The sequence below is a fragment of the Parabacteroides faecis genome (genome assembly GCF_014647375.1).
GTDB lineage: Bacteria > Bacteroidota > Bacteroidia > Bacteroidales > Tannerellaceae > Parabacteroides > Parabacteroides faecis.
The window spans coordinates 211517-235636 of sequence record NZ_BMPB01000004.1; the positions used below are offsets into that span (position 1 = coordinate 211517).

Consider the following 24120-nt stretch of genomic DNA (forward strand, 5'->3'; position numbering starts at 1 on the left):
TAATAAACTCTTATGACAGAATATAAGAAGATCCTTTCATTGTGTGCCGCCTCTCTGCTTCTTTTCAGTTGTACGACCGGAAAGACCTGGGATTTCAATACCGACTATTTTAGTATCGGTGTGAATGATAAAGGGTATATAACGAGTATGAAGAATACGACCGTATCTCCTAACCGCGAGTTCAGTCCAGCCGATAAACCTTCTCCCTTGATGTCATTGTACGACAGTGAGAAGAAAGTATATTACACGCCCCGGAGTGCTTTTTTCAATGAAACGACCAATTGTTTCACGTTGGAATACCCGAATGGCTCTGTTGCGGAAGTGGCTTTACAACCCTGCGGTAAATATTTCAAACTGACATTGAATAGCCTGGAGCCGAGAAATGGTATCGATGCGATCCAGTGGGGAACTTACTATACGAATATAACCAATCTGTTAGGTGAAATTATCGGTGTGGCCCGCGATACCAGCGATGTAGTGAATTACAGTATCGGTGTGCTGGCACTCGACGACAATACATTAGGCGGTACACCTGATATCGAAGGTGATGCCGCCCCTTTCCAGTATATCATTCATACGCCCGATAAAGAACGCTACCCATTACCGGACAGCCTGCATGAAGGGCAGGTGTTTACCCTGGGAGGGAATGGTATCAGCGATGTCGCTTTCTATGCCAATAAGGAACCTTATTACCGGATCATGTACGGAAATGCGGCTTTGGTGGATAGCCTCGGACGCATTTATCTCAATTATCAGTCGCGTGACCGGTCGAAACCGCGCCAGGTCTTTTATTCCCTGATCCCGAACATGCCGGCAAACATTCCGAATCATATCGATGTGGAGCCTATACCGGGTGTCGATTTTATCGGCTCTTCCGTAGCTTTGTGGGGGAGTCCGGACAGTACGGCGCTGTTGGATGTGATTCAAAATATTGTCCTCTCGGAGGGATTACCTTATCCGACCGTAAAAGGCAAATGGGTCAAGGATCCGGCAGCCTTTAGTCCGGATGTAATGACCAGCGGTAACCGCTATGATAGCATTATTTCGTATACCGCCCGGTTAGGTTTCCCTGCCATCCATGCCTACGACCAGGGATTTTTACGTCCCGACCGTGCGAACGCGGGATATCTGGACGGAAAGGACCAGGCAAAGAAACCTTTCCGTTTTAGTTCCGGTAATAAATCACATCGTGAATTTGCCGATCTGGCAGCGGAACAAGGGCTGATGTTGGGACGGGTTTGTATAACCAACTCGCTGGCACCCGGCACAATGGATGCCAGTCCTGTACCGAGCGACAGTTTATGTTACCAGCAGAAACGTACCCTGATGAAGAGTATCACGGCGAAAGATACCGTGATAGTAGTGGACGATCCGAAATTCCTGGAAGAGATCGCCAGTTGGGAAGGCCATTGCAAGGATTTGAATATAATAAAAATAGGAAAGGAGCTGATCCATTATCTGGGGGTATCCGAAACGGCCCCTTATACTTTGCAGAATGTAACCCGGGGATATTGGGGCACGAAGCCTGCTTCCCATGAGGCAAATGAAACGGTTTATAAGTTGCAGGTAACTATCAACTACGGTTATGACGGTTTGATCCCGGACCTGGCCCTTCAGGATAAGATCGCCGAGTATTATGCAGAGGTGGCAGCCTATAGCGGCCTGACACTTTATGACTTCGACGGACAGGAATTTCTTTTCAACAATGGACACGGTTATTATTCTGCCAAACGCTTCTTCCGTAAAATGTTTGAAAGGGCGAAAGAACTGGATGTACCTTATATCCGTTTCTCCGGCGCCACATTGTCGGAAGGCTCCTGGCATTACCAGAGCGTCTGGAATGTGGGTGGCGGACGTAACCTGTATGATATCGATACCCGCGAATGGGGAAGTGCGACCAGTCAGGGAAAAGACTTGCGTGACGTGACCTATTCGAATTATTATCCGGTTTCGTTCGGAGGTAATTTTGCTATAAAAGATACTTCTACTGTGGAGCAATATGAACATGTGCAGGCCATCTCAGTCGGATACGGTGCAACCTATTTCCTGGCGATCAACCAGGAAGATGTGGAAAGCTGTCCGCAGAAGGAGGAGATATTCAAAGCCATCCGAATTTGGGAAGATGCTCGTAGGGCGAATGCTTTCCCCCGGCAGATAAAGAAACTTCTCAGGGATCCGTCCTACGACTGGAGACTGGAGGCCGGTGAAGACGGAAATAGTTGGACGTTGTACCGTCTTGCCAATGGCGATAAGGTAGAATCGTTTGTTTTACGAAGAGCGGAAGGGTATTGAAAATAACACAATAGTATTGAGTGGTATAGCACTATAGTGTGAAGGACGTTGGCATAGTAGTGCTATATACCTTGGCACTATAGTGCTACTTTTAATGATATAGGCATCCTGATGTCTTAAGGATATCTGTCTATCAGGTGTTTTCCGAGATACAGAAAGTGTATAGGCTTATTGTATGAAGGATGATTATGTATAGATATTGTTTGTTAGACAATAAATGTCGTCGTTTTTGTTGCATATCTACTTGTTAATCTGTATATTTGTCTCCGTAAATACCTGAAAAACTCAATCTTTATATGTGATAAATACAAGAAGTATGAAAAAGTTATTGCTAACCTTACTGGCTGTACCCTTTTTGGTAAGTTGCCAGGATTCCCATCAGATCGAAGCAAAGATAGCCCAGTCTCCGAAAACGTTTTGTAATCCGGTCAATCTGAATTACCGGTTTATGAAAATAGATGGAGGTCAGGGGATTCGGGAAGCTGCCGATCCGGTCGTAGTCTCTTTCAAAGACAACTATTATTTATTTGCTTCCAAGTCGTCAGGCTACTGGTATTCCAATGACTTTACCGATTGGAAGCATGTTTTTATAACCGATTCAGTGCTGCCGATCGAGGACTATGCACCGGGACTTTTTATACATAATGACTACCTGTATTATGTCGGTTCCACTCACGGGAAAGGCATGTTGTACCGTTCATCCGCTCCGGAAAAAGGGGAATGGGAACCGGTGAAAGAGATCTGGTCTTTCTGGGATCCTGCTTTCTATGTGGAAGGGGATAATTTGTATATGTATTATGGCTGCTCACCTGTCGATCCGATTTATATGCAGGTGTTGGATCTGAATACCTTGGAAGCAAAGACAGAAGTAGTCGCTTGCTTTAACAGCAATAAAGAAAATTACGGCTGGGAACGGACGGGCGAACTGAACGAACTTCCCCGTCGTCCTTATATCGAAGGTGCCTGGATGACGGCTCATCAGGGAAAGTATTATTTACAATATGCCGGCCCCGGAACCGAGTGGAAATCGTATGCGGATGGTGTGTATGTCAGTACATCGCCTACCGGTCCGTTTACTTATATGGAAAACAGCCCGGTCTCTTATAAACCGACTGGGTTTATCGGTGGTGCCGGACATGGCTGTATGTTTACGGCTGGTAACGAAAACTATTGGAAGGCTGCGACCAATTCGATCTCTGTCCGCCATATGTTTGAGCGGAGAGTCTCTTTTTATCCTGCCGGATTCGATAAAGACGGCTATCTGCATACAAATACTTATTTGGGCGATTATCCGATGTATCTGCCCGGAGGGAAAGAACAAACAGCCGGAAACTATCAACCCGGTTGGATGCTGCTGTCTTATAAGAAGCCGGTGACTGTTTCTTCTTCGCTGGATGGGTATCCGGCAGGAAACACAGTCGATGAGGATGCCCGTACGGCTTGGGTTGCCGCCTCGAATAAAGAGAACGAATGGCTACAGGTCGACTTGCAGCAGCTGGCATCTATCCAGGCGATCCAGGTGAATTTCGACGAATACGGAGCCAGCCAGCGGGGCTTTGTCCCCGGCGTTTACCAGAGTTATCTGATCTATGCTTCGGCGAATGGCGAGGATTGGTATCCGGTAGTGGATTACAGTACTAAAAAAACAGATACGCCTCACGACTATATCGAATTTGAGGCTCCGTTCAAAGCCCGGTATATCAAATTGCAAAATAAAGAATATACAGTATCCCAGAACCTGTCCGTCCGCGATTTGAGGATATTCGGTAACGGTCTGGGCAGTAAGCCGCGTGCAATCAATAATTTTACGGTGCAACGCGATCTTACCGATTCGTGTAAAGTTCGTTTAAGTTGGAATGAAGTGCCGCATACCCAGGGATATATTGTCCGTTATGGTGTGGCGGAAGACAAACTTTATAACAATTTCCAGGTAATGGGAGAGACAACCCTGGAGATCGGAAGTCTTAATAAAGGTGTTACTTATTATTTTACCATAGATACTTATAATGAGAATGGCGTTACTCAAACGTCGCAGATAGAAGTTTGCCAATAATATATAGAATAGAAAACAAAAGATCGAAGAATGAAAAGATTGATTTTTACGGTGATGTTATTGCTCCCTGCCCTTTGGATGGGAGCTCAGTCACAACGGGAGAAAGTGTTGTTGAATCAGGATTGGCTCTTCGCCAAAGGGCATGCGGCTAATCCGGAAAAGGATTTTAATTATGGACAGGCACTGTCGTTTTCAAAGGTGGCATTTTTACAGGAGTCGACCTTATTGAATGCGGACCAGGAGTCGCGTTTGTCTATTCCTCATACGCAGAAGTTCGATGACAGTAAATGGGAGAAGATATCTCTGCCGCATGATTGGGGAATGGCTTTGGATTACAGCAAAGAACAGTTCAAGGTAAAAGGATACCGTAAACTGGGCGGGCGTTCACCTGAAAATAGTGTGGGCTGGTACCGGAAACGGTTCACTCCCGAATTGGTAAAGGGAGACCGTTATACATTGGAGTTCGAAGGTATATTTCGTGATGCCCAGGTGTGGATGAACGGTATTTATCTGGGACGTGGCGAAAGCGGTTATGTTCCTTTGGTATTCGATGTGACTGAATGTCTGAATTATGAACCGGATGCAGAAAATGTGATATCCGTACGTGTAGATGCTACTCATTCTGAATTATGGTCGTACGAAGGTGCCGGTATTTACCGGAATGTATGGCTCCATCGCACCGCTCCGATCCATATCCCCCAGTGGGGAACTTTTGTGTCGAGCGATGTCAATCTCCAGACGAAGGAGGCACGCGTAAAGGCGCAGGTAGAAGTTTCCAATCAGAGTAGCAATGTGGCCAATGTAATTGTGCAAAACTCCATAATCGACCATCAAGGTCGGGAAATAAACAAGTCGGGCGGCACACTCTCTATCAAACCATTGGAAACCGAACTGTTTGAGATAGAGATGAACGTATCGGAGGCCAGTCTTTGGTCGCTGAAGACGCCGACTCTTTATACGATGCATACGGATATCCTGGTGGATGGAGCAGTCGTAGATAGTTATGATACTTCTTTCGGAATCCGTGATATCCGTTTTGATGCCAACGAAGGTTTCTTCCTCAATGGCGAACGTGTTCAGATCCAGGGCGTATGTTGCCATCAGGACCATGCCGGCGTAGGTATTGCTGTTCCGGACCAGCTGAATGCGTGGCGAATCGCCCGTCTGAAAGAATATGGAGTGAATGCATATCGTGCATCCCATAATCCTCCGACAACGGCTGTATTGAATGCCTGTGATACACTGGGTATGCTGGTTATGGATGAAATGCGTGTATTGAGTTCCAGCGATGAGGGATTGAATCAGATGAAGACCGTGATCCGTCGCGATCGTAACCATCCGTCCGTCATCATTTGGTGTTTGGGAAATGAAGAACCGGCGATACAAGGCTCGGAAAAAGGTCGTATGATCGTTGAGCGCATGAAAGCCGTTCAGCGCAAACTGGACCCTTCCCGTCCGTGCACGGCGGCGATGAACGGTAGTTGGGGTGAAGGCTTCACTTATGCTGTCGACGTACAGGGCTCGAACTATTATAAGATAGGTAATATCGACGCTGTACACAAGAAATTCCCGAACCTGCCTTGCATTTTTACCGAAGAGGCAAGTACGGTTATGACACGTGGCATCTATGAAACGAATGCAGCTAAAGGTTTCCATCAGGCTTACGACCGCGACCATCCGGGATGGGGTGCACGTGCGCAGGAGTGGATGCGCTATGTGGATGCACGTAAATTTGTTGCCGGAGCCTTCGTCTGGACCGGTTTCGATTATGGTGGCGAGTCGGTAGAACATTACTGGCCGGGCGTAGTGTCTCATTTCGGTATCTTAGACTATTGTGGCTTCCCGAAAGATGCTTTCTGGTATTATAAGGCTTGGTGGACGGAAGAACCGGTGTTGCATATTCTTCCTCATTGGAATGGAATCGGTACCGATTCGGTAAACGTACACCTGTATACCAATATGGATGAAGTCGAACTCTTCATGAATGGTAAGAGTTTGGGTAAAAAACAGGTTGGTAAATTTGATGTTCCCGAATGGCGTGTTAAATATGCTCCGGGTAAGTTGTTGGCAAAAGGAAAGAAGAACGGAAAGAAATATATAGAGTTGGTAGAAACTACCGGAAAGCCGGCTTCCTTGCAACTGGTCAGTGAAAATGGCTCTGCTATCCAGGGTGACGGCAATGACGTTGCTATCATCACCGTAAAAGTCTTGGATGCCAAAGGGCGTGTGGTACCGACTGCCGAAAACGGAATTCATTTCGATGTCCGTAACGGTAAGATCCTGGGAGTGGGGAACGGTCATCCTTCCAGTCACGAACCGGATGTCTTCCCCTCAGGCAGCGATGTACACAGGAATGCTTTCGGTGGTTATGCCCAGGTGCTTGTTACCAGCGATCGTTCAGGACAACCTATTGAACTGACAGCCGTATCGGAAGGACTGAAAGAGAGTAAAATCATTGTCGAAGTAACAAAATAAAATAGATAATCTCATGAAAAACAAACTAAAAAGTATCGTTTTACTGGCTGTTCTCTCTCTGAACGGCCTGGTTGCACAAACGTATGATTATCCGTTCCGGAATCCTGACCTTCCGTTGGACGTACGTGTACAGGATATTATTTCCCGCCTTACGCTGGAAGAAAAAGTCCAGTTGATGAAACATGCCGCCCCGGCGGTTCCCCGTTTAGGTATACCTGCTTACAACTGGTGGAACGAAGCGCTGCACGGTGTGGCACGTACGAAGGAAAAGGTGACTGTTTTTCCGCAGGCGATCGGTATGGCTGCTACCTTTGACACGGAGGCTTTGCAACTTATGGGCGATATGACCTCTTCGGAAGGCCGTGCCCTCTTTAACGAAGATTTACGGGAAGGAAAGACCGGTAGTATTTACCGTGGGCTGACCTATTGGACTCCGAATATCAATATCTTCCGTGATCCCCGCTGGGGACGTGGACAGGAGTGTTATGGCGAAGACCCTTATCTGACAGGTAAGATGGGAACGGCCATTGTCCGTGGCTTGGAAGGTAGTGATTCTCATTATCTGAAAGCGGTAGCTTGTGCCAAGCACTATGCCGTACATAGCGGACCGGAAGGTAATCGGCACTATTTTGATGCACGTACCTCTTTGTATGATTTGTGGGATACGTATCTGCCGGCTTTCCGCGAGCTGGTGACGAAAGCGAAAGTACATGGTGTGATGTGCGCTTACAATCGGCTGGAAGGACAACCTTGCTGTGGTCACAATGAATTGTTACAGGATATTCTTCGTAACCAGTGGAAATTTGATGGCTATGTGACCTCCGACTGTTGGGCTGTAAAGGACTTTGCTCATCATCACAAAACGCATAGCAATGATGTAGATGCTGTAGCAGATGCAGTACTGAAAGGTACCGACCTGGAATGTGGTGATTTGTATCAGAAACTTCAGCAAGGCGTCCAGCAGGGTATTATTTCGGAAAAAGATATAAATGTATCTTTGGCTCGTCTCTTCAAAATACAGTTCAAATTAGGTATGTATGACCCGGCTGACCGTGTTCCGTATGCTACGATCGGGCGTGAAGTGATCGAGTGCGATGCGCATAAGGCACATGCTTATAAGATGGCGCAGGAGTCGATGGTCTTATTGAAGAATAATAAGAATATACTTCCCCTGAATGCTTCTAAGATTAAAAGGATTGCTTTAATCGGTCCGAATATGGATAACGGTAGTACATTGTTGGCTAATTATTTTGGTGTGCCCAGCGAAATCATGACCCCGTACAAGAGTTTGAAGAAACGTTTTGGCAATACGATTCAGATCGATACGCTGACAGGTGTCGGTATTGTTCAGAAACTGGAAGGTGCCCCTTCTTTTGCCCAGGTAGCCGCACAGGCTAAGAAAGCAGACATCATTATCTTTGTCGGTGGTATCAGTGCCGATTATGAAGGCGAGGCCGGTGATGCCGGAGCCGCAGGTTACGGCGGTTTTGCCAGCGGTGACCGTACAACGATGAAATTACCTCCTGTGCAGACAGAGTTGATGAAAGAACTGAAAAAGACAGGCCGCCCGTTGATTCTGGTCAATATGTCCGGTTCTGTTATGAGCTTCGACTGGGAAAGCCGTAATGCCGACGCTATCCTGCAAGCCTGGTATGGCGGGCAAGCTGCGGGCGATGCCATTACCGATGTCCTTTTCGGTGATTATAACCCGGCAGGCCGTATGCCGCTGACTACTTATATGAATGACGAAGATCTTCCTGATTTCGAAGATTATTCGATGGCGAACCGAACTTATCGTTATTTCAAAGGCGATGTCCGTTATCCGTTCGGTTACGGTTTGAGTTATACGACATTTGCTTATCAACCGTTGTCGAATGCTTCTGTTGTGAAGACCGGTGAAAGTATCCAGGTAACAACGACAGTCACAAATACCGGTAAACGGGATGGCGATGAGGTTGTTCAGTTGTATGTCTCTCATCCTCAAAACGGAAATACCCGTGTCCCGTTGCGTGCCTTGAAAGGTTTCAAACGTATTCATCTGAATAAGGGCGAAAGCCAGACTGTCACTTTCACCCTTTCTCCGGAAGAGTTGGCTCTGGTCGACGATAAAGGAAATTTGGTTCAGAAAGAAGGTCCTGTGGAATTATATATCGGCGGAGGTCAACCTTATAAATCGGAAGGAAGTTTCGGCGAGTTGAAGATTGAAGGAGAACCTTATGTCGTATACTAAATATTTTTTATTATTGTGTTTTATTCTATTTGCCTGTTATGTAAAGGCAAATAGAATAGACACCGTTTATGTTTCGGATTTTGGTGTATTACCTAATACTTATGAGAATGTTGTAACGGGTTTACAGGAAGCGATAAGAGCTTGTAAACAGACAGGTGCAAAAGTCTTGTGTTTTCCGAAAGGGCGCTATGATATCTGGCCGGAGGGTGCTGTTCGTGCTGAATATTTTATATCTAATACATCCACAGAAGAAGAGTGTCCTTCGAAAATAAAGACAGTAGGATTATTGTTTAAAGAGATGGAGGATCTTATTGTCGAAGGGAATGGCTCTTTGTTAATGTATCACGGGAAAATGATCACAATGGTACTGGACCATTGTAAAAATATACAGATCCGGAATATAAGTACAAACTTCCAGCGTCCGACAGCATCAGAGATTCGATATACCCGGGTTGCGACCGGAGAAACTGTCGTTACTTTACATCCGGATTCGTGGTATGAAATAGTGGACGGATATATAAATCTGTTTGGTGAAGGATGGAAGTCGAATCGTATTCATTGCAATGAATATGATGCGGAAAAGAAAACTTCCGTTTATACGAATGGTTGGAATGTCTTATCCAAATCAAAAGCAAAAGAACTGTCTCATGGGGTTGTAAGTTTTTCGACTCCTTCTGATTTTCATCCCAAAGAAGGGAATATATTAACTGCCCGCGATGTTATTCGTGACCAGGTCGGAATGTTTATACTGGAGAGTCGCGATATTGTTTTGCAGCATGTGAATATGCATTATATGCATGGTTTAGGTATTGTCAGTCAGTTTGTGAATAATATCACTATGGACCATGTCAATTGTGTTCCGCCGGAAGGTAGTGGCAGGATACTTGCGGCATCTGCCGATATGATGCATTTTTCCGGGTGTAGTGGAATGATAAACATTTCGGATTGCCGTTATGAAGGTGCTCATGATGATCCGATAAATATACATGGTACCAATCTGAGGATCATGGAAAAAATGGATGCTAATACGTTAAGACTTCGTTTTATGCATGGACAGAGTTATGGTTTCGTTGCTTTTCATGAAGGAGATGAAGTCGCTTTTATCAGAGCCAAACGTATGGAACGTTATCAGAGGGCGAAGGTGCAGGAGGTTCGACGGGTATCAGACAGAGAGGTTATAGTGCGTCTGGATAATCCTGTTCCGGCAGATATAGAGTTTGGATTGGATTGTGTTGAGAATATGACTTGTACGCCGGAGGTTGAGATCCGTAACAGTTACTTTACCCGTACTTGTACGCGTGGGCTGTTAATTACAACCCCTCGTAAAGCCATTATTGAAAATAACACTTTCGAGAAAACAGGTATGAGTGCGATCCTGATAGAGGGAGATGCTGAAGGCTGGTTCGAATCGGGGCCGGTCTGTGATATTTTGATTCGGAATAATACTTTTATAGATTGTGCTTATCAGGGTGGTCCGGGTAATGCTGTTATTGCATTGAATCCTTCGAATACACAAATAGATCCTGATCGGCCCGTTCATAAAAACGTACGTATAGAAGATAATGAATTTCAGGTGTTTGATTATCCGATTCTTTATGCCAAAAGTACGAAGGGACTGGCGTTTAAGAATAATACGGTTATCCGGACTAAAGATTTGCAACCGCGATCTTCTAATAAACAGGCCTTCTTCCTGAACGGTTGCAGTCAGGTCGTTATCGAAGGAACGAACTGGGAGGGAGATATTCTGTCTTCGGGGTTACATCTGGAAAATATGAAAAAGAAACATGTGAGGTTTTCTAAAGATATAACACTGGACAAATGAGAAAAAATAGTAATTTGTTGATGGCATTAGGCTTGTCTGCATTGAGTGTTTTCTTATTCTCATGCAATGATCTTAGTGATAGTGAACAACAATCGGAGGCAATCATACGGAAACATACCATACGTTTTACCGAGCCTCCGAAACGGATCCCCAACCGTAATTCGGTAGATGCTCCTTTATTGGGGAATGGTTTTACCGGTGTTGCTTTAGCCGGTCCGCCCGAAGCACAAACCTTTTATGTGGCAAGAAATGATTTCTGGCGGTTGAAGTCGGCGTTAGATGAATCATATCCGTTGGTGTTAGGCAAAATTGAGTTGTCGATGCCGGCATTGAAAGGCGCCTCTTATCTGGTGGAGCAACAGTTGTACGATGCTACTACAACTGCCCGGTTTACAAAAGGCAATTTGTCTGTATCTTATAAAACTTATATTTCAGCAGAAGAGGACTTATTGGTTCTTGAACTGGAAATGAATGGTGAAGACAGCGTGGAAGGGTACGTGAATCTATCCTTACCGGGCGAGAAAGAAACAATAAATAATCCACCGTTAGAACGTGTTTTTCCTGATGAACGGGAGGTCGGCGTTACAAAGGAAGGAGTCTTTTATTTGTGGAGAGCTTTCGAAGATTCTGTTGACATTCCGACGAAAGCGGCTATGGCTTTACGTATGGGGCAGTCTTCCGATGGTAGTTTTGTGTTGAAGCCAGGTAAACCGGTTCGTCTGGTCTGTGCTTTCTCTAGTAACTTTAAAAGTAATGACTGTGTTGCTGATGTCATTAAACGAGTTGAAGATTGTTCTTTTACCCATTTAAATGAGATTGAAAAGCATCATCAGGAATGGTGGAAAGATTATTGGCAGAAATCCTTTGTCAGTATACCGGATTCGGTAATAGAAAAGCAGTACTATCTGTCTCTCTATGGAATGGCCTCTTGTAGCCGTGATAAGGATTTTCCCCCTTCTATCTTCGGCACCTGGATTACCCGGGAACGTCCTAACTGGAACGGTGACTACCATTTGAATTATAATCATATGGCTCCCTATTACGGTTTGTATTCATCCAACCGTATCGAACAGGCCGATCCGTATTATATGCCAATGCTTGCCCAGATAGCCCGTGGTAATTATTATTCAGAAGAAGTAACAGGTATTTCCGATGGCATCTTATTACCGGTAGGAGCAGGGCCGTTAGGTATCGAAACGACCCGTCGTTCTCCCTTTATGGATACTTATTTTAAAGGTTGGATCGATGGAAAGCTGGTGGAGGATGAAGGTTTCTTCATGGGACAGAAGAGCAACTCTTCTTATGCGGTTGTCAATATGTCGATGCAGTTTTACCGGACCTGGGATAAAGAATATACCCGGAAAGTATATCCGTTCGTGAAGGGTGTTGCTGCTTTCTGGGAAAAATATCTGACTCTTGAAGGAGATCGCTATGTCATCTATAATGATGCCATCCACGAAGGCACGGTAGGAACAATGAACCCGATCCTGTCTTTGGGATTGGTTCGGATGGTCATGCAGACAGTATCGGATATGAGTTCTTTTTTAGGTGTCGATGAAGATAAAAGAGAGCAATGGGCATTTATTAAAGATCATATGTCCGATTATCCGCTACAGGAGCGGAACGGAAAAACAGTCTTTCGCTATACGGAGAAAGGTACGGATTGGTGGGGCGATAATACCTTGGGGATACAGCATATTTATCCGGCAGGGCAGATCGGCTTGAATTCAGATCCGCAACTGTTGCAGATTGCACATAATACAGTCGATGAAATGCGACGTTGGTCCGATTTCAACGGAACGAACAGCTTTTTCCCGGCGGCCGTACGGATAGGATATGATCCGGACAGCATCCTGGTTCATCTGAATGCTTATTCCCGCCATACGTATCCGAACGGATTCCAGCTGGATAATCCGCACGGTATCGAAAATTGGAGCACTGTCCCCAATACGATCAATGAGATGCTTTGTATGGGACATCAGGATATTGTCCGTGTTTTTCCGGTCTGGCCGCGTGAGAAAGATGCTTCTTTCCATCAGATACGGGTAGAGGGTGCTTTTCTGGTATCCGCAGAATTGAAAAATAAAGAGGTTACTTCCCTTACCATAGTGAGTGAACAAGGACGACCGTTGACTTTATTGAATCCCTGGAAACAAAAGAAAGTCCGGATGGAAGTCCGGAAGTCCGGCCAGCTGCTGGATGAAAAAGAACTGGAAGACGATGTTTTTCATTTGGAAACTTTACCGGGTACAAGTTATTTATTTGTAGTAAGTGATTGATTAATATACTTTTCATGCTTGCAGGTGTACTGATTTGTTTTAATATCTGTTTTTAGCCAGTCCCTGCAAGCTTTATCTTTTTCGTTATTTCTTATTTATATGTTATTTATTTGCCTATTTTTGCGCGAAAAGGGATACGAGATGATTTAATGAAAAAGCTATACCACCATGATCATCAATGAAAGAACATTCAAAGATGTATATAATGACTATTTTGAAACTATATGCCGCTTCCTGAATTACTATACCCGTGATTATCAGGTGATAGAGGAAGTGGTGCAGGATGTTTTTGTCTGTTTGTGGGAGGACTATGAAGGACAAGAAATACAATATATCAAGACTTTTTTATATAACAGTGCCCGTAACCGGATGCTGAATTATTTACGTGATGAAGATAATCATACTGTTTTATTAGAGAAGTGGGCCCGTATTGAATTAGAGAAAAACGAATCGGTCGATTGTGTGGACCGTGAGTTATTTTATCAACTATTACAAGCTGCTGTCGGATCTTTACCTGAAAAGTGCCGGGAGATATTTATCCTGAGCCGTGAAGAACAATTAAGCTATAAAGAAATAGCTGATGTAAAGGAAATCTCCGTAAAGACTGTCGAGAATCAGATGGGTATTGCATTAAAAAAGATCCGTGAATACATAGCAGCTCATTCTGATGAATCGGTGATGATCATTTTACTTTCCCTTTTATCAAAGAATTACTGACATAAGTTTACTTGGTTTTTTGTGAAGTAACACTTCTTTTGGGTGGTTGGATGGCATATATTTCAATTTATTTATAAAATAATTTATAGGGCTTTGGGGGTTTTAGGGGGATTTATGTGTCAACTAACAAAGAACAAGAAAATGAACGAGCAACAAATACCATATGAACTACTGGCTAAATACTTATCCCGACAGTGTACATTGTCTGAGAGGGAGAAAGTAAATCATTGGCTGAATGAAGATTCCGAACATCGTCTTCTACTGAATAAATTGCAGCAGCAATGGGAAGGTGTACGGGTGAATGCCTCTTCGTATGTGATACCCGACAAAGTCGAAGTTTGGGGGAAGATACAGGATCGTATCCGTCATAAAGTAAAACAGGTCCCGTTGTATTCCCGCTCACTATTGATCCGCATCTCCGGTATTGCAGCTGCTATAGCTTTGATTCTTGGATTTTCTTTGTCTTTTTTATTTAATAGTCAAAAAGATTCCTGGCAGGCATCTCAGTTTGAAAATGTAATTATGGCTCCTTCTGGGCAGAAAACCCAACTTGTTCTTCCTGATGGTACACTTGTCTGGTTAAATTCCGGGTCGCGTTTGTCCTATAATTATCAATATAGTACGCATGACCGTATTGTCAATCTGGAAGGAGAAGCCTTCTTTGACGTTAAAAAAGATACTCAATATCCTTTTATAGTCAAGACGGGTACTGTGGATGTAAAAGTGCATGGTACGGCATTCAACGTCAGTGCTTATACAGATGAAGAGGCCATAAAGGTCGCTTTGCTTCGAGGGAAGGTTAGCTTGCTGTCGGCCGAAAATCAAAATTTGCTGACCTATTTGTCTCCTGATCAGGAAGCTATAGTTTCTAAAAAGAGTTTGTCCTGCCGGGTTGAATCTTGTGATGCGGAGATCGAAGCGAGCTGGCATCACAATCTTTTAAAGTTTGATGGTGATCCTGTAGAAGAAGTTTGGAAGAAACTGGGACGTTGGTATGGAGTAGATATTACGTTATCGAATGTAGACGTCTCAAAATCTTATTGGTTTACAATTAAGACGGAATCATTAACAGAATTATTAGAGATGATCAATAAAATTTCTCCAATAGAGTATAAACTAGACGGAAAGGAGGTGACGATCAGATATAAATAGGAAAGTCTTTTTAGACGTATTCTGCCTTATGCGTAAAAGGCACAGAGACCCCTAATCTCCATGCCTTTTGAAATATATATGCTTGTGCTTTTATTCTGCCTAAAATTAGACAGAATAACTAATTGATATATAAAGGCAAAGATATAATATATTTTATAATCTTAAAGCTATTACATAATGTTTAAATTAAGAAGGAAGTTAATTCCGCTTTTACTTACGTTATTTATATTTAATTCTACTTATGCCCAAAGTGAAAAAATTGATTTATCAGTAAAAAATGAATCGCTTCGGCAGTTAATTAAACAAATAGAAACAAAAACAGATTACACCTTTATGCTGGACCAGACAGTAGATCAGTCACAAAAGGTTTCTGTGGATGCTCGTCAGGAAAGTCTGGATGCTATTTTGAAAAAAGCTTTTGCGGGAAAACAAATCAGTTATGAAGTGGTTGGAAAACAGATTATTCTGAAAATATCACGTAACAGTCAAAGTAATCAATCGCGAAAAATTAGTGGAACAGTTAAAGATCAGAATGGAGAACCTGTCATCGGAGCGAATGTCTCTGTAAAAGGGACAACCGTTGGAACTATCACTGATATCGATGGTAATTTTATGTTAGAGGCTCCTACTGATGTTGTGATCCAGATTTCTTATATAGGATATGTTACTCAGGAAATTAGTTTAGGAAATAAAGATCGTTTGAATGTTCTGTTGAAAGAGGATTTACAAGCATTGGATGAAATCGTTATTATCGGTTACGGAACTGCTAAAAGAAAAGATTTTACAGGTTCTGTATCTTCTGTCAAGTTGGAAAATTCACCGATATCATTGGCGACAAATACAAATGCTTTGGAGTCTTTGAAAGGAAATGTGACCGGACTTGATATTGGTGCGACAAATTCAGCAGGAGGAACTCCTACTATGCAGATTCGCGGACAAAATTCCATATCCGGCTCAAACGATCCGCTGGTGGTAGTGGATGGTGTTATATTTATGGGAAGTATTAATGATATTAACCCCAATGATATAGCATCTTATGACGTATTGAAAGATGCTACTTCCGCTGCTGCATACGGTTCTCGTTCTGCTAATGGAGTAATTATTATTACAACTAAAAAAGGTAAGCAAGGTAAGCCGGTCATCCATTTTAATGCAAGAGGAAGCATGCAGTCATGGCATCTTAAACCAGAATTGATGAATGGTGAACAATGGCTTGATGCTACGGCCGCTGCGAACGGATATTCTGATTATAGTTTTTTGGTACCTCAGGAAGAAATAAACATGAATTCCGGAAAAGAAATAGATTGGTTGGATGAAATTTCACGAACTGGATGGACCCAGGATTATCAGGCGGCAGTATCCGGAGCCGGTGATAGGATGAACTACTATTTATCAGCTTCCTATACAGAGAGTGGAGGCGTAATAAAAGGTGATGATTATGAACGTGTCTCAATATTGGGAAAAATAGATACTGATATTACAAGTTGGTTGCAGATAGGTCTTGATGCAGCATATACCAGAACTGATTATTCCGGTATTGGAGCTAATATTTGGTCAGCTACGATCTTATCTCCGTATGCTATGATGTACAGGCCGAATGGTATGCTTGAGGCTATTCCTGACGGTACGCGCGGTAGAGGCAATCCTTTGTGGGGGATCGATGACGAATCAAAGAAAGAAAATGTGGATCTTCGTGATAATCTTCGTGCGAATGCGTATGCAGTGGTCAAATGTCCGTGGATTTCCGGTTTAAGCTACCGTTTCAATTATGCAGGAAATCTTAATTACAGAAAGAACGGTGATTTTACTCATGAGTCATACAATGTTCCGGCCGGGTCGTATGATGATGACTCCCGCTATTCTGTTGCTACTCAAAATAGTTATTTAAGTAGTGCCGGAGGTAGCATTGCAAATGAAAGAACAACCAGTTATGTGATTGACAATATTTTAAATTATAACCAGACATTTGGAAAACATAATATTGATCTGACCGCAGTTGCAACTCGTGACTACCAGAAGTTTGAATCCCAGACTTTATCAGGTAGTGATTTTGCAGCGAACGGGAATACAGCTTTAGGTTTAAATGGTCTCCATTATGCGTCTACTCAAAAAATATCATTAAATAACTGGAAAAGAACGAATATAGGGTATTTTGGACGAGCTTCTTATTCGTTTGGTGACACTTACTACATGACAGCTTCTTATAGAAGAGACGGTTCGTCTGTTTTTGGTGCAAATAATAAATGGGGTAATTTCTGGGCCATAGGTACAGCCTGGCGTATGACCAATGAACCATTTGTAAAAAGTGTAGAATTTCTTGATGACATGAAGCTAAAACTGTCGTGGGGAAAAAACGGGAACCAGGGATTGACACAATATTCAACATTGTCGCAGGTAGTAACAGGTCATTCCGGAGGTATATATTATCCATTTGGTAATTCGGGAAAACCTTCATACGGTATTAACCAGAATACTATAGGTAATTCAAACTTAGGATGGGAAACGACTGAGGCATGGAATATGGGATTTGAATCAACCTGGCTGAATAGTCGTTTATTCGTCGATGTAGATGTGTATTTATCTAAAACATATGATCAGATTTTTTCTCGCTCGATTCCAGTAATGACTGGATTTGGTAGTATGTACTCTTCCATGGGTGAAGTAAAAAACAGGGGAGTAGAAGCTACTGTACGGACTGTCAATATTCAGAATAAGGAATTTAACTGGACTACAGGATTGACATTTTGGCTGAATCGTAATAAGCTGGTTCACTTGTATGGAGAAGACCTTGATGGCGACGGAAAGGAAGATGATGATATCGGAAATAGTCTGTTTATAGGTGAATCGATACATTCTATTTTTGGATATGAACAGGATGGAATTGTCCAGACAAATGATACTGAATATATGGAAGCCAATGGTGTTTCTGCAGGAACTCCTAAGTATGTGGATAAAAATAATGATGGTGTGATCAATGAAAAAGACCGTTCTGTAATAGGAAATAAGGCACCGAATTTCAAACTGAATTTAAGTAATACGTTACAGTATAAAAACTGGGAGTTGTATGTGATGATTGCCGGAGTGTTCGGAGGTAACGGTTATTATCAGGCAGGAAATACAAATGCTTATATAACCGGAGGTGATAGGCAGTGGTTTGCTTCGAATGGTTTGTATATACCTTATTGGACAGAGGCAAATCCGAGTAATAAATATCCGGCTGCAACTTTTACAGGAGATAGTTATTTTCTTGGTTTGCAAAACCGGGCTTATGTACGTTTACAGGATGTAACGCTTTCGTATACATTCAACCAGCCATGGGTGAAGAATATGGGTATTAATAATTTTAAGTTGTTTATTACAGGGAAAAACCTGGCTACAATTACCGGCTGGGATGGCGGTGATCCGGAAACCGGTAGTACAGCATTAAGTCAGACATATCCGATAATGACGAACGTTTCTTTTGGTTTGAATTTGAGTTTCTAAATTTTACTTTATAAAACAATGGAAAGAACATATATATATAAAACATTATTGTTGTTGATGACGATATTTGCAGTCGTTGGTTGTGATGATAGTAAATTTTTGGAAGAAGATCCCGAAACATTTTACACAATTGACAATGTATTTACTACTTCTGAGCAGGTAGATCAAGTGCTTGCCACTTGTTATATCAAAGTTCACAATATCTATTGTCCTTACAATAACTACGGAGAATTGAATTTGTGGTCATATGGAATGGGAAACGGTACTGATGTTCTTGATGTACCGACTATACGTTATTCTTATCGGTTTAACGATTACAGCATGATTAATTCGGAATATGGAGTATTTAAGGATACATATGCCGCGTTTTATTATCTGATTAATACGGCAAATACAGCCATTTATGCCGCAGGTTTAGAGCATATAATGTGGAATTCGGAATCCGACAAAGCTTATATAATTGCTCAGGCCCGATTCTTCCGGGCTTTTGCTTACAGAAATTTGGGAGAACTATTTGGAGGAGTTCCGTTGGTTACAGAAATAACTTCTACTCCTAAATATGATTATAAACGTTCGACACGTATGGAGACCTATCAATATGCTATCGATGAAATGGAAGATATCATAAACGATTTGCCTGTTACAACAGCAGAGGCCGGACGTTTGGTAAGGGCGGCTGTTCAGCATAATCTTTGTCAGTTGTACATTGATAAGGGAGTTTTGCTGGAAGAGGAAGGTGGTGACGCTGCCAGTGCATATAATAAGGCTATTTCGTATGCCAATGATGTTATAGATTCAGGAACCTATAGTCTTATGACGGAACGTTTCGGTGCACGTAAGAACGAAGGACCGGAGTTTTATTATGCCACTTCAGTTACAGAACAAACAGCAGATCGGACTTATTCTTCAGCAGGCTATCCTATAGAAGGAAATGTGTATTGGGACCTTTTCCAGATTGGAAATCAAGATTATCAAAATGGAAATACGGAAGCTATCTGGTGTGCTCAATCTGACTATGAAGTATATAAATCGGACGGTAATCTGGCTTGTTTAGATTACCCGGCTATTTATGGACCGGTTTTCAGAGATCAGGGGGGAGCTCACATTGGTGGTCAGATGGAAGATGTCGGAGGTTTTGGTTGTAGCCAGGTTACTCCAACTCCTTATTCGCGTGATGGAGTTTATGAAGATAAATGGGCTGAAGATATGCGTAATTCAGAGGCTGTTTTACGTCGTGTTTTTTTAGGAAATATAAAAACATCTGAATATTATGGAAAGCAAATACCTTGGGATGTTCTTTACAAAAAAGATGCGAACGGTAAATATGACGATGGCGCTTATACCTTGATATATCCGATATCATGCAAAATAGGCCCTGACTTTTATACATTAGCAGCTGACGGTAGAGTATTGCGTAGTATTTTCCGCGATGATTATTTGATACGTTTACCTGAAACAATATTGTTACGTGCCGAGGCAAAATTGAGAGTAGGAGATAATTCGGGTGCAGCGTCTGATATAAATATGTTGCGTTCGCGGGCAAAATGCAGTTACCTGGTGACAGCCAGTGATGTCAGCATTGATTTAATTCTTGACGAAAGAACCCGCGAATTGATGTATGAAGAGAGTCGTTGGAATACCCTTCTTCGTATGGGAGGGACAGTCGCTGTCGATCGTATAAAAAAATATTCATATTGGAATTATCCCAGATTAACATTGACAAAATCATTTAATCTTTGGCCTATTCCTCAAACTGTTATTGATACGAATAAAGATGTGGTACTGGAACAAAATCCCGGTTGGTAATGATCTTGTCATAAATTAATGATAAAAATAAATTTATTGAGAGGCTTCCTGTGCAAAGACAGGGAAGCCTCTTTATATGATAATGTGTTTATGATTTTAAATAAAATACAATATAATAATTTGTTTATGAGGAAGATAATCGTTCTTCAAGTAATTGTTCTTTATTCTCTTTCCGGTCTGGTTACTTTTGCTCAGTCACAAAAATATAAAGGATATCCGAAAAAAGATGCAGATGTTTTTTCAGAATTTGCTACTCCTCCGAAAGGATATGGTAATGTGCCTTTCTATTGGTGGAACGGTGACAGTTTAAACCGGGAACGAATGAAAGAACAGCTTGACATTTTATCGGCATCTGCAACAGACGGTTTCGCTGTGAGTTACATACATATGGATCCGGAAGTGGATGTAGAGGAGATGAAAAACGGATATGGACTTTCCGGAAAAACAGAAGCGGGAAGACCGAATGTTTTCTCCGGAGATTGGTGGAATTTTTGGAGTTGGTTTGCTAAAGAGTGCACATTAAGAAATGTCGGATTAGGTATGGATGACTATACTATCGGATGGATTGGTAATGGGTATTATACGGATGAGTTGTTGAAAGAGGAGAAATTTCAGAATTATCAGGGAGAATTGGATATTGTGTCTGATACTGTTTTGGGGGGAACAACTTTTATTTATGATATCCCGGAACAGTTTGTAGGTGCTGTTGCCTGGCCGGAGAAAATAGATTTGGCTAAACATATATCTGATGGAAAACTTTTGTGGAAAGTTCCGGAAGGGAAAAATTATAAAGTATATATTCTTTCAACTAAAAAAAGCCATTTATTGCATCCGGACATCGGGAAAGAATATATAAATGTATATTTTGATCGTTTTGAAAAAAATATGGGAGATGCAGCATCAGGCAGCATGAATTATTTTTTTCAGGACGAGTTATCTTATCCTATTAAAATGGGTTCCTGGTCAGAGGACTTTAAAGAAGAATTTGAAAAGAGAAAAGGATATGATATTACACTTTATCTTCCGGCCTTAAAAGAAGATATCGGGGATATAACTCCTAAAATACGTCTGGATTATTGCGATGTATTAATGGATTTGGCGGAAGAACGTTATTTTCAACCCATTTATAATTGGCATGCTTCACGTGGTTTAATTTATGGAAGCGATAATTTTGGACGTGGAACGGAACCATTGGCATACATCGATTATTTCAGAGCCAATTCCTGGTATACTGCACCGGGAAATGATGCACCGTCGACCGGCTCCAGTTTTTTACAAACGAAAGTATCCAGTTCGATAGCTCATTTATATGAACGTCCGAGGACGTGGCTTGAAGCTTTTCATAGTATGGGATGGGGGAGTACAGGCTCGTGGCTGACAAAACAAATGGATCATCATTTTATGGCAGGCGGAAATTTAGTCTGTATGCATGGACTATATTATTCTACGCATGGTGGTTGGTGGGAATGGGCTCCGCCTTGTTTTCATTTTAGAATGCCTTATTGGCCGCATATGAAACAATGGCTTCAGTATACGGAAAGATTGAGCTATTTGATGAGCCAGGGCACTCATGTTTGTGATATCGCGTTAATGTATCCGACAGAATCGATGCAGGCTTATCCGGAGGCTAATACAAAGATAGCTTTTGAACAAGCCATGAAACTTAGTAATTCCGGTTTGGATTATGACTTTATGGATTACAGATCATTGCAAAAATCAAAAGTTGAAAACGCTTGTTTGAACATCTCTGGAGAAAAATACCGTATATTGATTTTGGCAGATATGAAAGCGATGCATTATTCTTCTTTACTAAAAGTATTGGACTTTTATCGTTCGGGAGGGATAATAATTGCAACTGGCGAATTACCGAAAGCCAGTACCTGTCTTGGAGAAAATGATCCCAAGGTGGATGCGATTATCCGGGAAATATTTGGTGCGACTTCCCAGGAAATATCTCAGGGAAAGAAAGTAAAGAAACAGGTTAATAATTCGAATGGTGTAGGGTTATATCTTTCGGAAGATGAGGTTGTGAAACAAATAAAGGCCCTGATTATTCCCGATTTCATATCGGGAACCGGAGAAGGTAAAGTTTTGCATAGGTGTGTGGGAGAACGTGATGTCTATATGATTATGGACGTGCCTAAAGATACGGAGTGTTTTTTCAGAGCTACGGGTAAAGTTGAACTTTGGAATGCTTCTGACGGGACAATATCCGATTATCCTGTCATCCGTCAAACAAAAGAAGGAACATGGCTCAAATTGGAAAAGGAACCTGATAATTCGTATTTGTTTGTTTTTTCAAAGGGAAAACCTACTATGGCACCGGAGTTCACAAAAGAACCGAAGGTAATATACGAATCATTGATTACTGGTTCGTGGGAGACTGAGTTGTTGCCGACTTTAGACAATAAATGGGGTGATTTTCGTTTCCCTGCTTCGGAAGTTATTGGGGCTGAAGCCCGTTCTTTTAAGCATCAACCGGCAGTTTCTTCTCCTGAAAACTGGATATTACCTGATTTTGATGATTCGGAATGGCCTGAAAGCGTGTATGGTTTTGGTCCTCAGTTTGTAAGTGAGTTTAAGTCTGCGGATATTCCATTAAAAAATGTTTCACAGGAGAATGGTTCATCGCAGGAAATATTGGAATTTTCGTGGCAATATGGTGTTTTTGATAATCCGGGATCACAAGGCTGGCATGGTTTGAAAGGTAAAGTCAGCAATGGTTTCTTCATATTGGATCAGGGAGGACATCAGATATACAGAAGTCAGGTGTATGTCCCGGTTACTGGTTATTATAGAATTGAAATAGAGGGTGTTGATCCCGATTATCTTTTAGTCGATCAGAAACCAGCAGATCGGAATATTTTGCTGGAAGAAGGATGGCATCAATGCACTGTTGCGTATGCTAATACGGAGAAAGGGAAATTCAGATTTCAAAAAGGAACATATAGGGATTTTAGAAAGAGAAGTTCTGTGGTATTTTTCCCGGCATCATCTGTTACCCTGGAAAAACCATCTTCATATGATAAAATAATTTCGACACGATGGGCTTTGGGGGATCATTTGTTATATGATCCTTATGGCGGCAACAATCTTGTTTGGAATTATCGTTTCAAGTCTGTTCCCGGAATGGAGGAAATGGATATGACGATAGCCGGAAGTGATTTGAAAGTATGGTTCAATGGAAAGGCTATAGAGGAAAGGAATATTCAGCTTTTGTCCGAGGATTCTTCGGGAGTAAGTAAATATCGGGTTATTTTTCCGGATACTCGGAAAAAGGTTGGCTTGGTTGCTTTCTCTGTCAAAAGAAAACCTGGTTATCAAGGAGCTGGTGTGATTTGTGAACCTGTTAAAATAAAGACAGGAAAGGGACTTTTAGAAACCGGTAATTGGTCAGAAACCGGAGCTTTGAAATATTATTCAGGTGGAATGTATTACAGAAAGCAGATAACTATACCAAAAATCGGGGCACGGAGTAAAGTCGTTTTAGATCTGGGAGATGTAAATGCTTCCTGTGAGATAAAAGTTAATGGAAAAGAGGTCGGTATAATGATGAGGCCACCATATAAAATGGATATTGGCAAGTATGTTAAACAGGGCGACAATCAACTGGAAGTGTTGGTTTATAGTACATTGTCAAATCATTATCAGACGATTCCGACTCCATATAGAGGAGATGGTGTTGCCGGACTTTTAGGGCCTGTGTCGTTGAGTATATGTGAATAATCAGGGTACTTATTGCTTTAAAAGCAATAATAATCCACTTAATAAGCAGCTATTTGCTATTTTATATAGCGATAGCTGCTTTTAT

General features: G+C 42.1%; 11 protein-coding genes. All 11 read left to right on the forward strand.

Features of this window, described 5'->3' with window-relative positions; translation table 11 throughout:
- Window positions 1-12 precede the first annotated feature (12 nt).
- The 11 genes from IEY67_RS06925 (at window position 13) to IEY67_RS06975 (ending at window position 24035) form a co-directional block, all read left to right on the forward strand.
- Window positions 13-2292 (forward strand): hypothetical protein, encoded by a 2280-nt coding sequence (locus IEY67_RS06925; protein WP_183668894.1) that lies wholly within the window; start codon window positions 13-15, stop codon window positions 2290-2292.
- A gap of 316 nt (window positions 2293-2608) precedes the next feature.
- Complete coding sequence (locus tag IEY67_RS06930) at window positions 2609-4345, forward strand: discoidin domain-containing protein (RefSeq protein ID WP_183668896.1); 1737 nt, start codon at window positions 2609-2611, stop codon at window positions 4343-4345.
- Window positions 4346-4375: 30 nt separating this feature from the next.
- Complete coding sequence (galA, locus tag IEY67_RS06935; protein WP_183668898.1) at window positions 4376-6820, forward strand: beta-galactosidase GalA; 2445 nt, start codon at window positions 4376-4378, stop codon at window positions 6818-6820.
- Window positions 6821-6833: 13 nt separating this feature from the next.
- A complete protein-coding gene (locus tag IEY67_RS06940) occupies window positions 6834-9050 on the forward strand; it encodes a glycoside hydrolase family 3 C-terminal domain-containing protein (protein WP_183668900.1) in 2217 nt (738 codons plus the stop codon).
- Entirely contained in the window at window positions 9037-10872 is a 1836-nt protein-coding gene (locus tag IEY67_RS06945) for a right-handed parallel beta-helix repeat-containing protein (protein WP_183668902.1), read from the forward strand. Before IEY67_RS06940 ends, IEY67_RS06945 begins: the two co-directional genes overlap by 14 nt.
- The gene (locus IEY67_RS06950) at window positions 10869-13151 is read left to right on the forward strand and encodes a glycosyl hydrolase family 95 catalytic domain-containing protein (protein WP_229800984.1); all 2283 of its coding nucleotides are present in this window, start codon (window positions 10869-10871) and stop codon (window positions 13149-13151) included. Before IEY67_RS06945 ends, IEY67_RS06950 begins: the two co-directional genes overlap by 4 nt.
- A 168-nt stretch (window positions 13152-13319) precedes the next feature.
- Entirely contained in the window at window positions 13320-13868 is a 549-nt protein-coding gene (locus tag IEY67_RS06955) for an RNA polymerase sigma-70 factor (RefSeq protein ID WP_122353306.1), read from the forward strand.
- Window positions 13869-14009: 141 nt separating this feature from the next.
- Window positions 14010-15020 (forward strand): FecR family protein, encoded by a 1011-nt coding sequence (locus tag IEY67_RS06960; protein ID WP_122353307.1) that lies wholly within the window; start codon window positions 14010-14012, stop codon window positions 15018-15020.
- A 333-nt stretch (window positions 15021-15353) separates the two neighbouring features.
- The gene (locus tag IEY67_RS06965; protein ID WP_229800985.1) at window positions 15354-18503 is read left to right on the forward strand and encodes a TonB-dependent receptor; all 3150 of its coding nucleotides are present in this window, start codon (window positions 15354-15356) and stop codon (window positions 18501-18503) included.
- An 18-nt stretch (window positions 18504-18521) separates the two neighbouring features.
- The gene (locus IEY67_RS06970; RefSeq protein ID WP_229800986.1) at window positions 18522-20309 is read left to right on the forward strand and encodes a RagB/SusD family nutrient uptake outer membrane protein; all 1788 of its coding nucleotides are present in this window, start codon (window positions 18522-18524) and stop codon (window positions 20307-20309) included.
- A gap of 126 nt (window positions 20310-20435) precedes the next feature.
- Entirely contained in the window at window positions 20436-24035 is a 3600-nt protein-coding gene (locus IEY67_RS06975; protein WP_183668904.1) for a glycosyl hydrolase, read from the forward strand.
- The last annotated feature ends 85 nt before the right edge of the window (window positions 24036-24120 follow it).

Coding starts and splice junctions, on each gene's coding strand:
- IEY67_RS06970 (WP_229800986.1), top strand. CDS start 18,522: ATGGAAAGAACATATATATATAAAACATTATTGTTGTTGATGACGATA.
- IEY67_RS06950 (WP_229800984.1), top strand. CDS start 10,869: ATGAGAAAAAATAGTAATTTGTTGATGGCATTAGGCTTGTCTGCATTG.
- IEY67_RS06940 (WP_183668900.1), top strand. CDS start 6,834: ATGAAAAACAAACTAAAAAGTATCGTTTTACTGGCTGTTCTCTCTCTG.
- IEY67_RS06945 (WP_183668902.1), top strand. CDS start 9,037: ATGTCGTATACTAAATATTTTTTATTATTGTGTTTTATTCTATTTGCC.
- IEY67_RS06965 (WP_229800985.1), top strand. CDS start 15,354: ATGCTGGACCAGACAGTAGATCAGTCACAAAAGGTTTCTGTGGATGCT.
- IEY67_RS06960 (WP_122353307.1), top strand. CDS start 14,010: ATGAACGAGCAACAAATACCATATGAACTACTGGCTAAATACTTATCC.
- IEY67_RS06975 (WP_183668904.1), top strand. CDS start 20,436: ATGAGGAAGATAATCGTTCTTCAAGTAATTGTTCTTTATTCTCTTTCC.
- galA (WP_183668898.1), top strand. CDS start 4,376: ATGAAAAGATTGATTTTTACGGTGATGTTATTGCTCCCTGCCCTTTGG.
- IEY67_RS06930 (WP_183668896.1), top strand. CDS start 2,609: ATGAAAAAGTTATTGCTAACCTTACTGGCTGTACCCTTTTTGGTAAGT.
- IEY67_RS06925 (WP_183668894.1), top strand. CDS start 13: ATGACAGAATATAAGAAGATCCTTTCATTGTGTGCCGCCTCTCTGCTT.
- IEY67_RS06955 (WP_122353306.1), top strand. CDS start 13,320: ATGATCATCAATGAAAGAACATTCAAAGATGTATATAATGACTATTTT.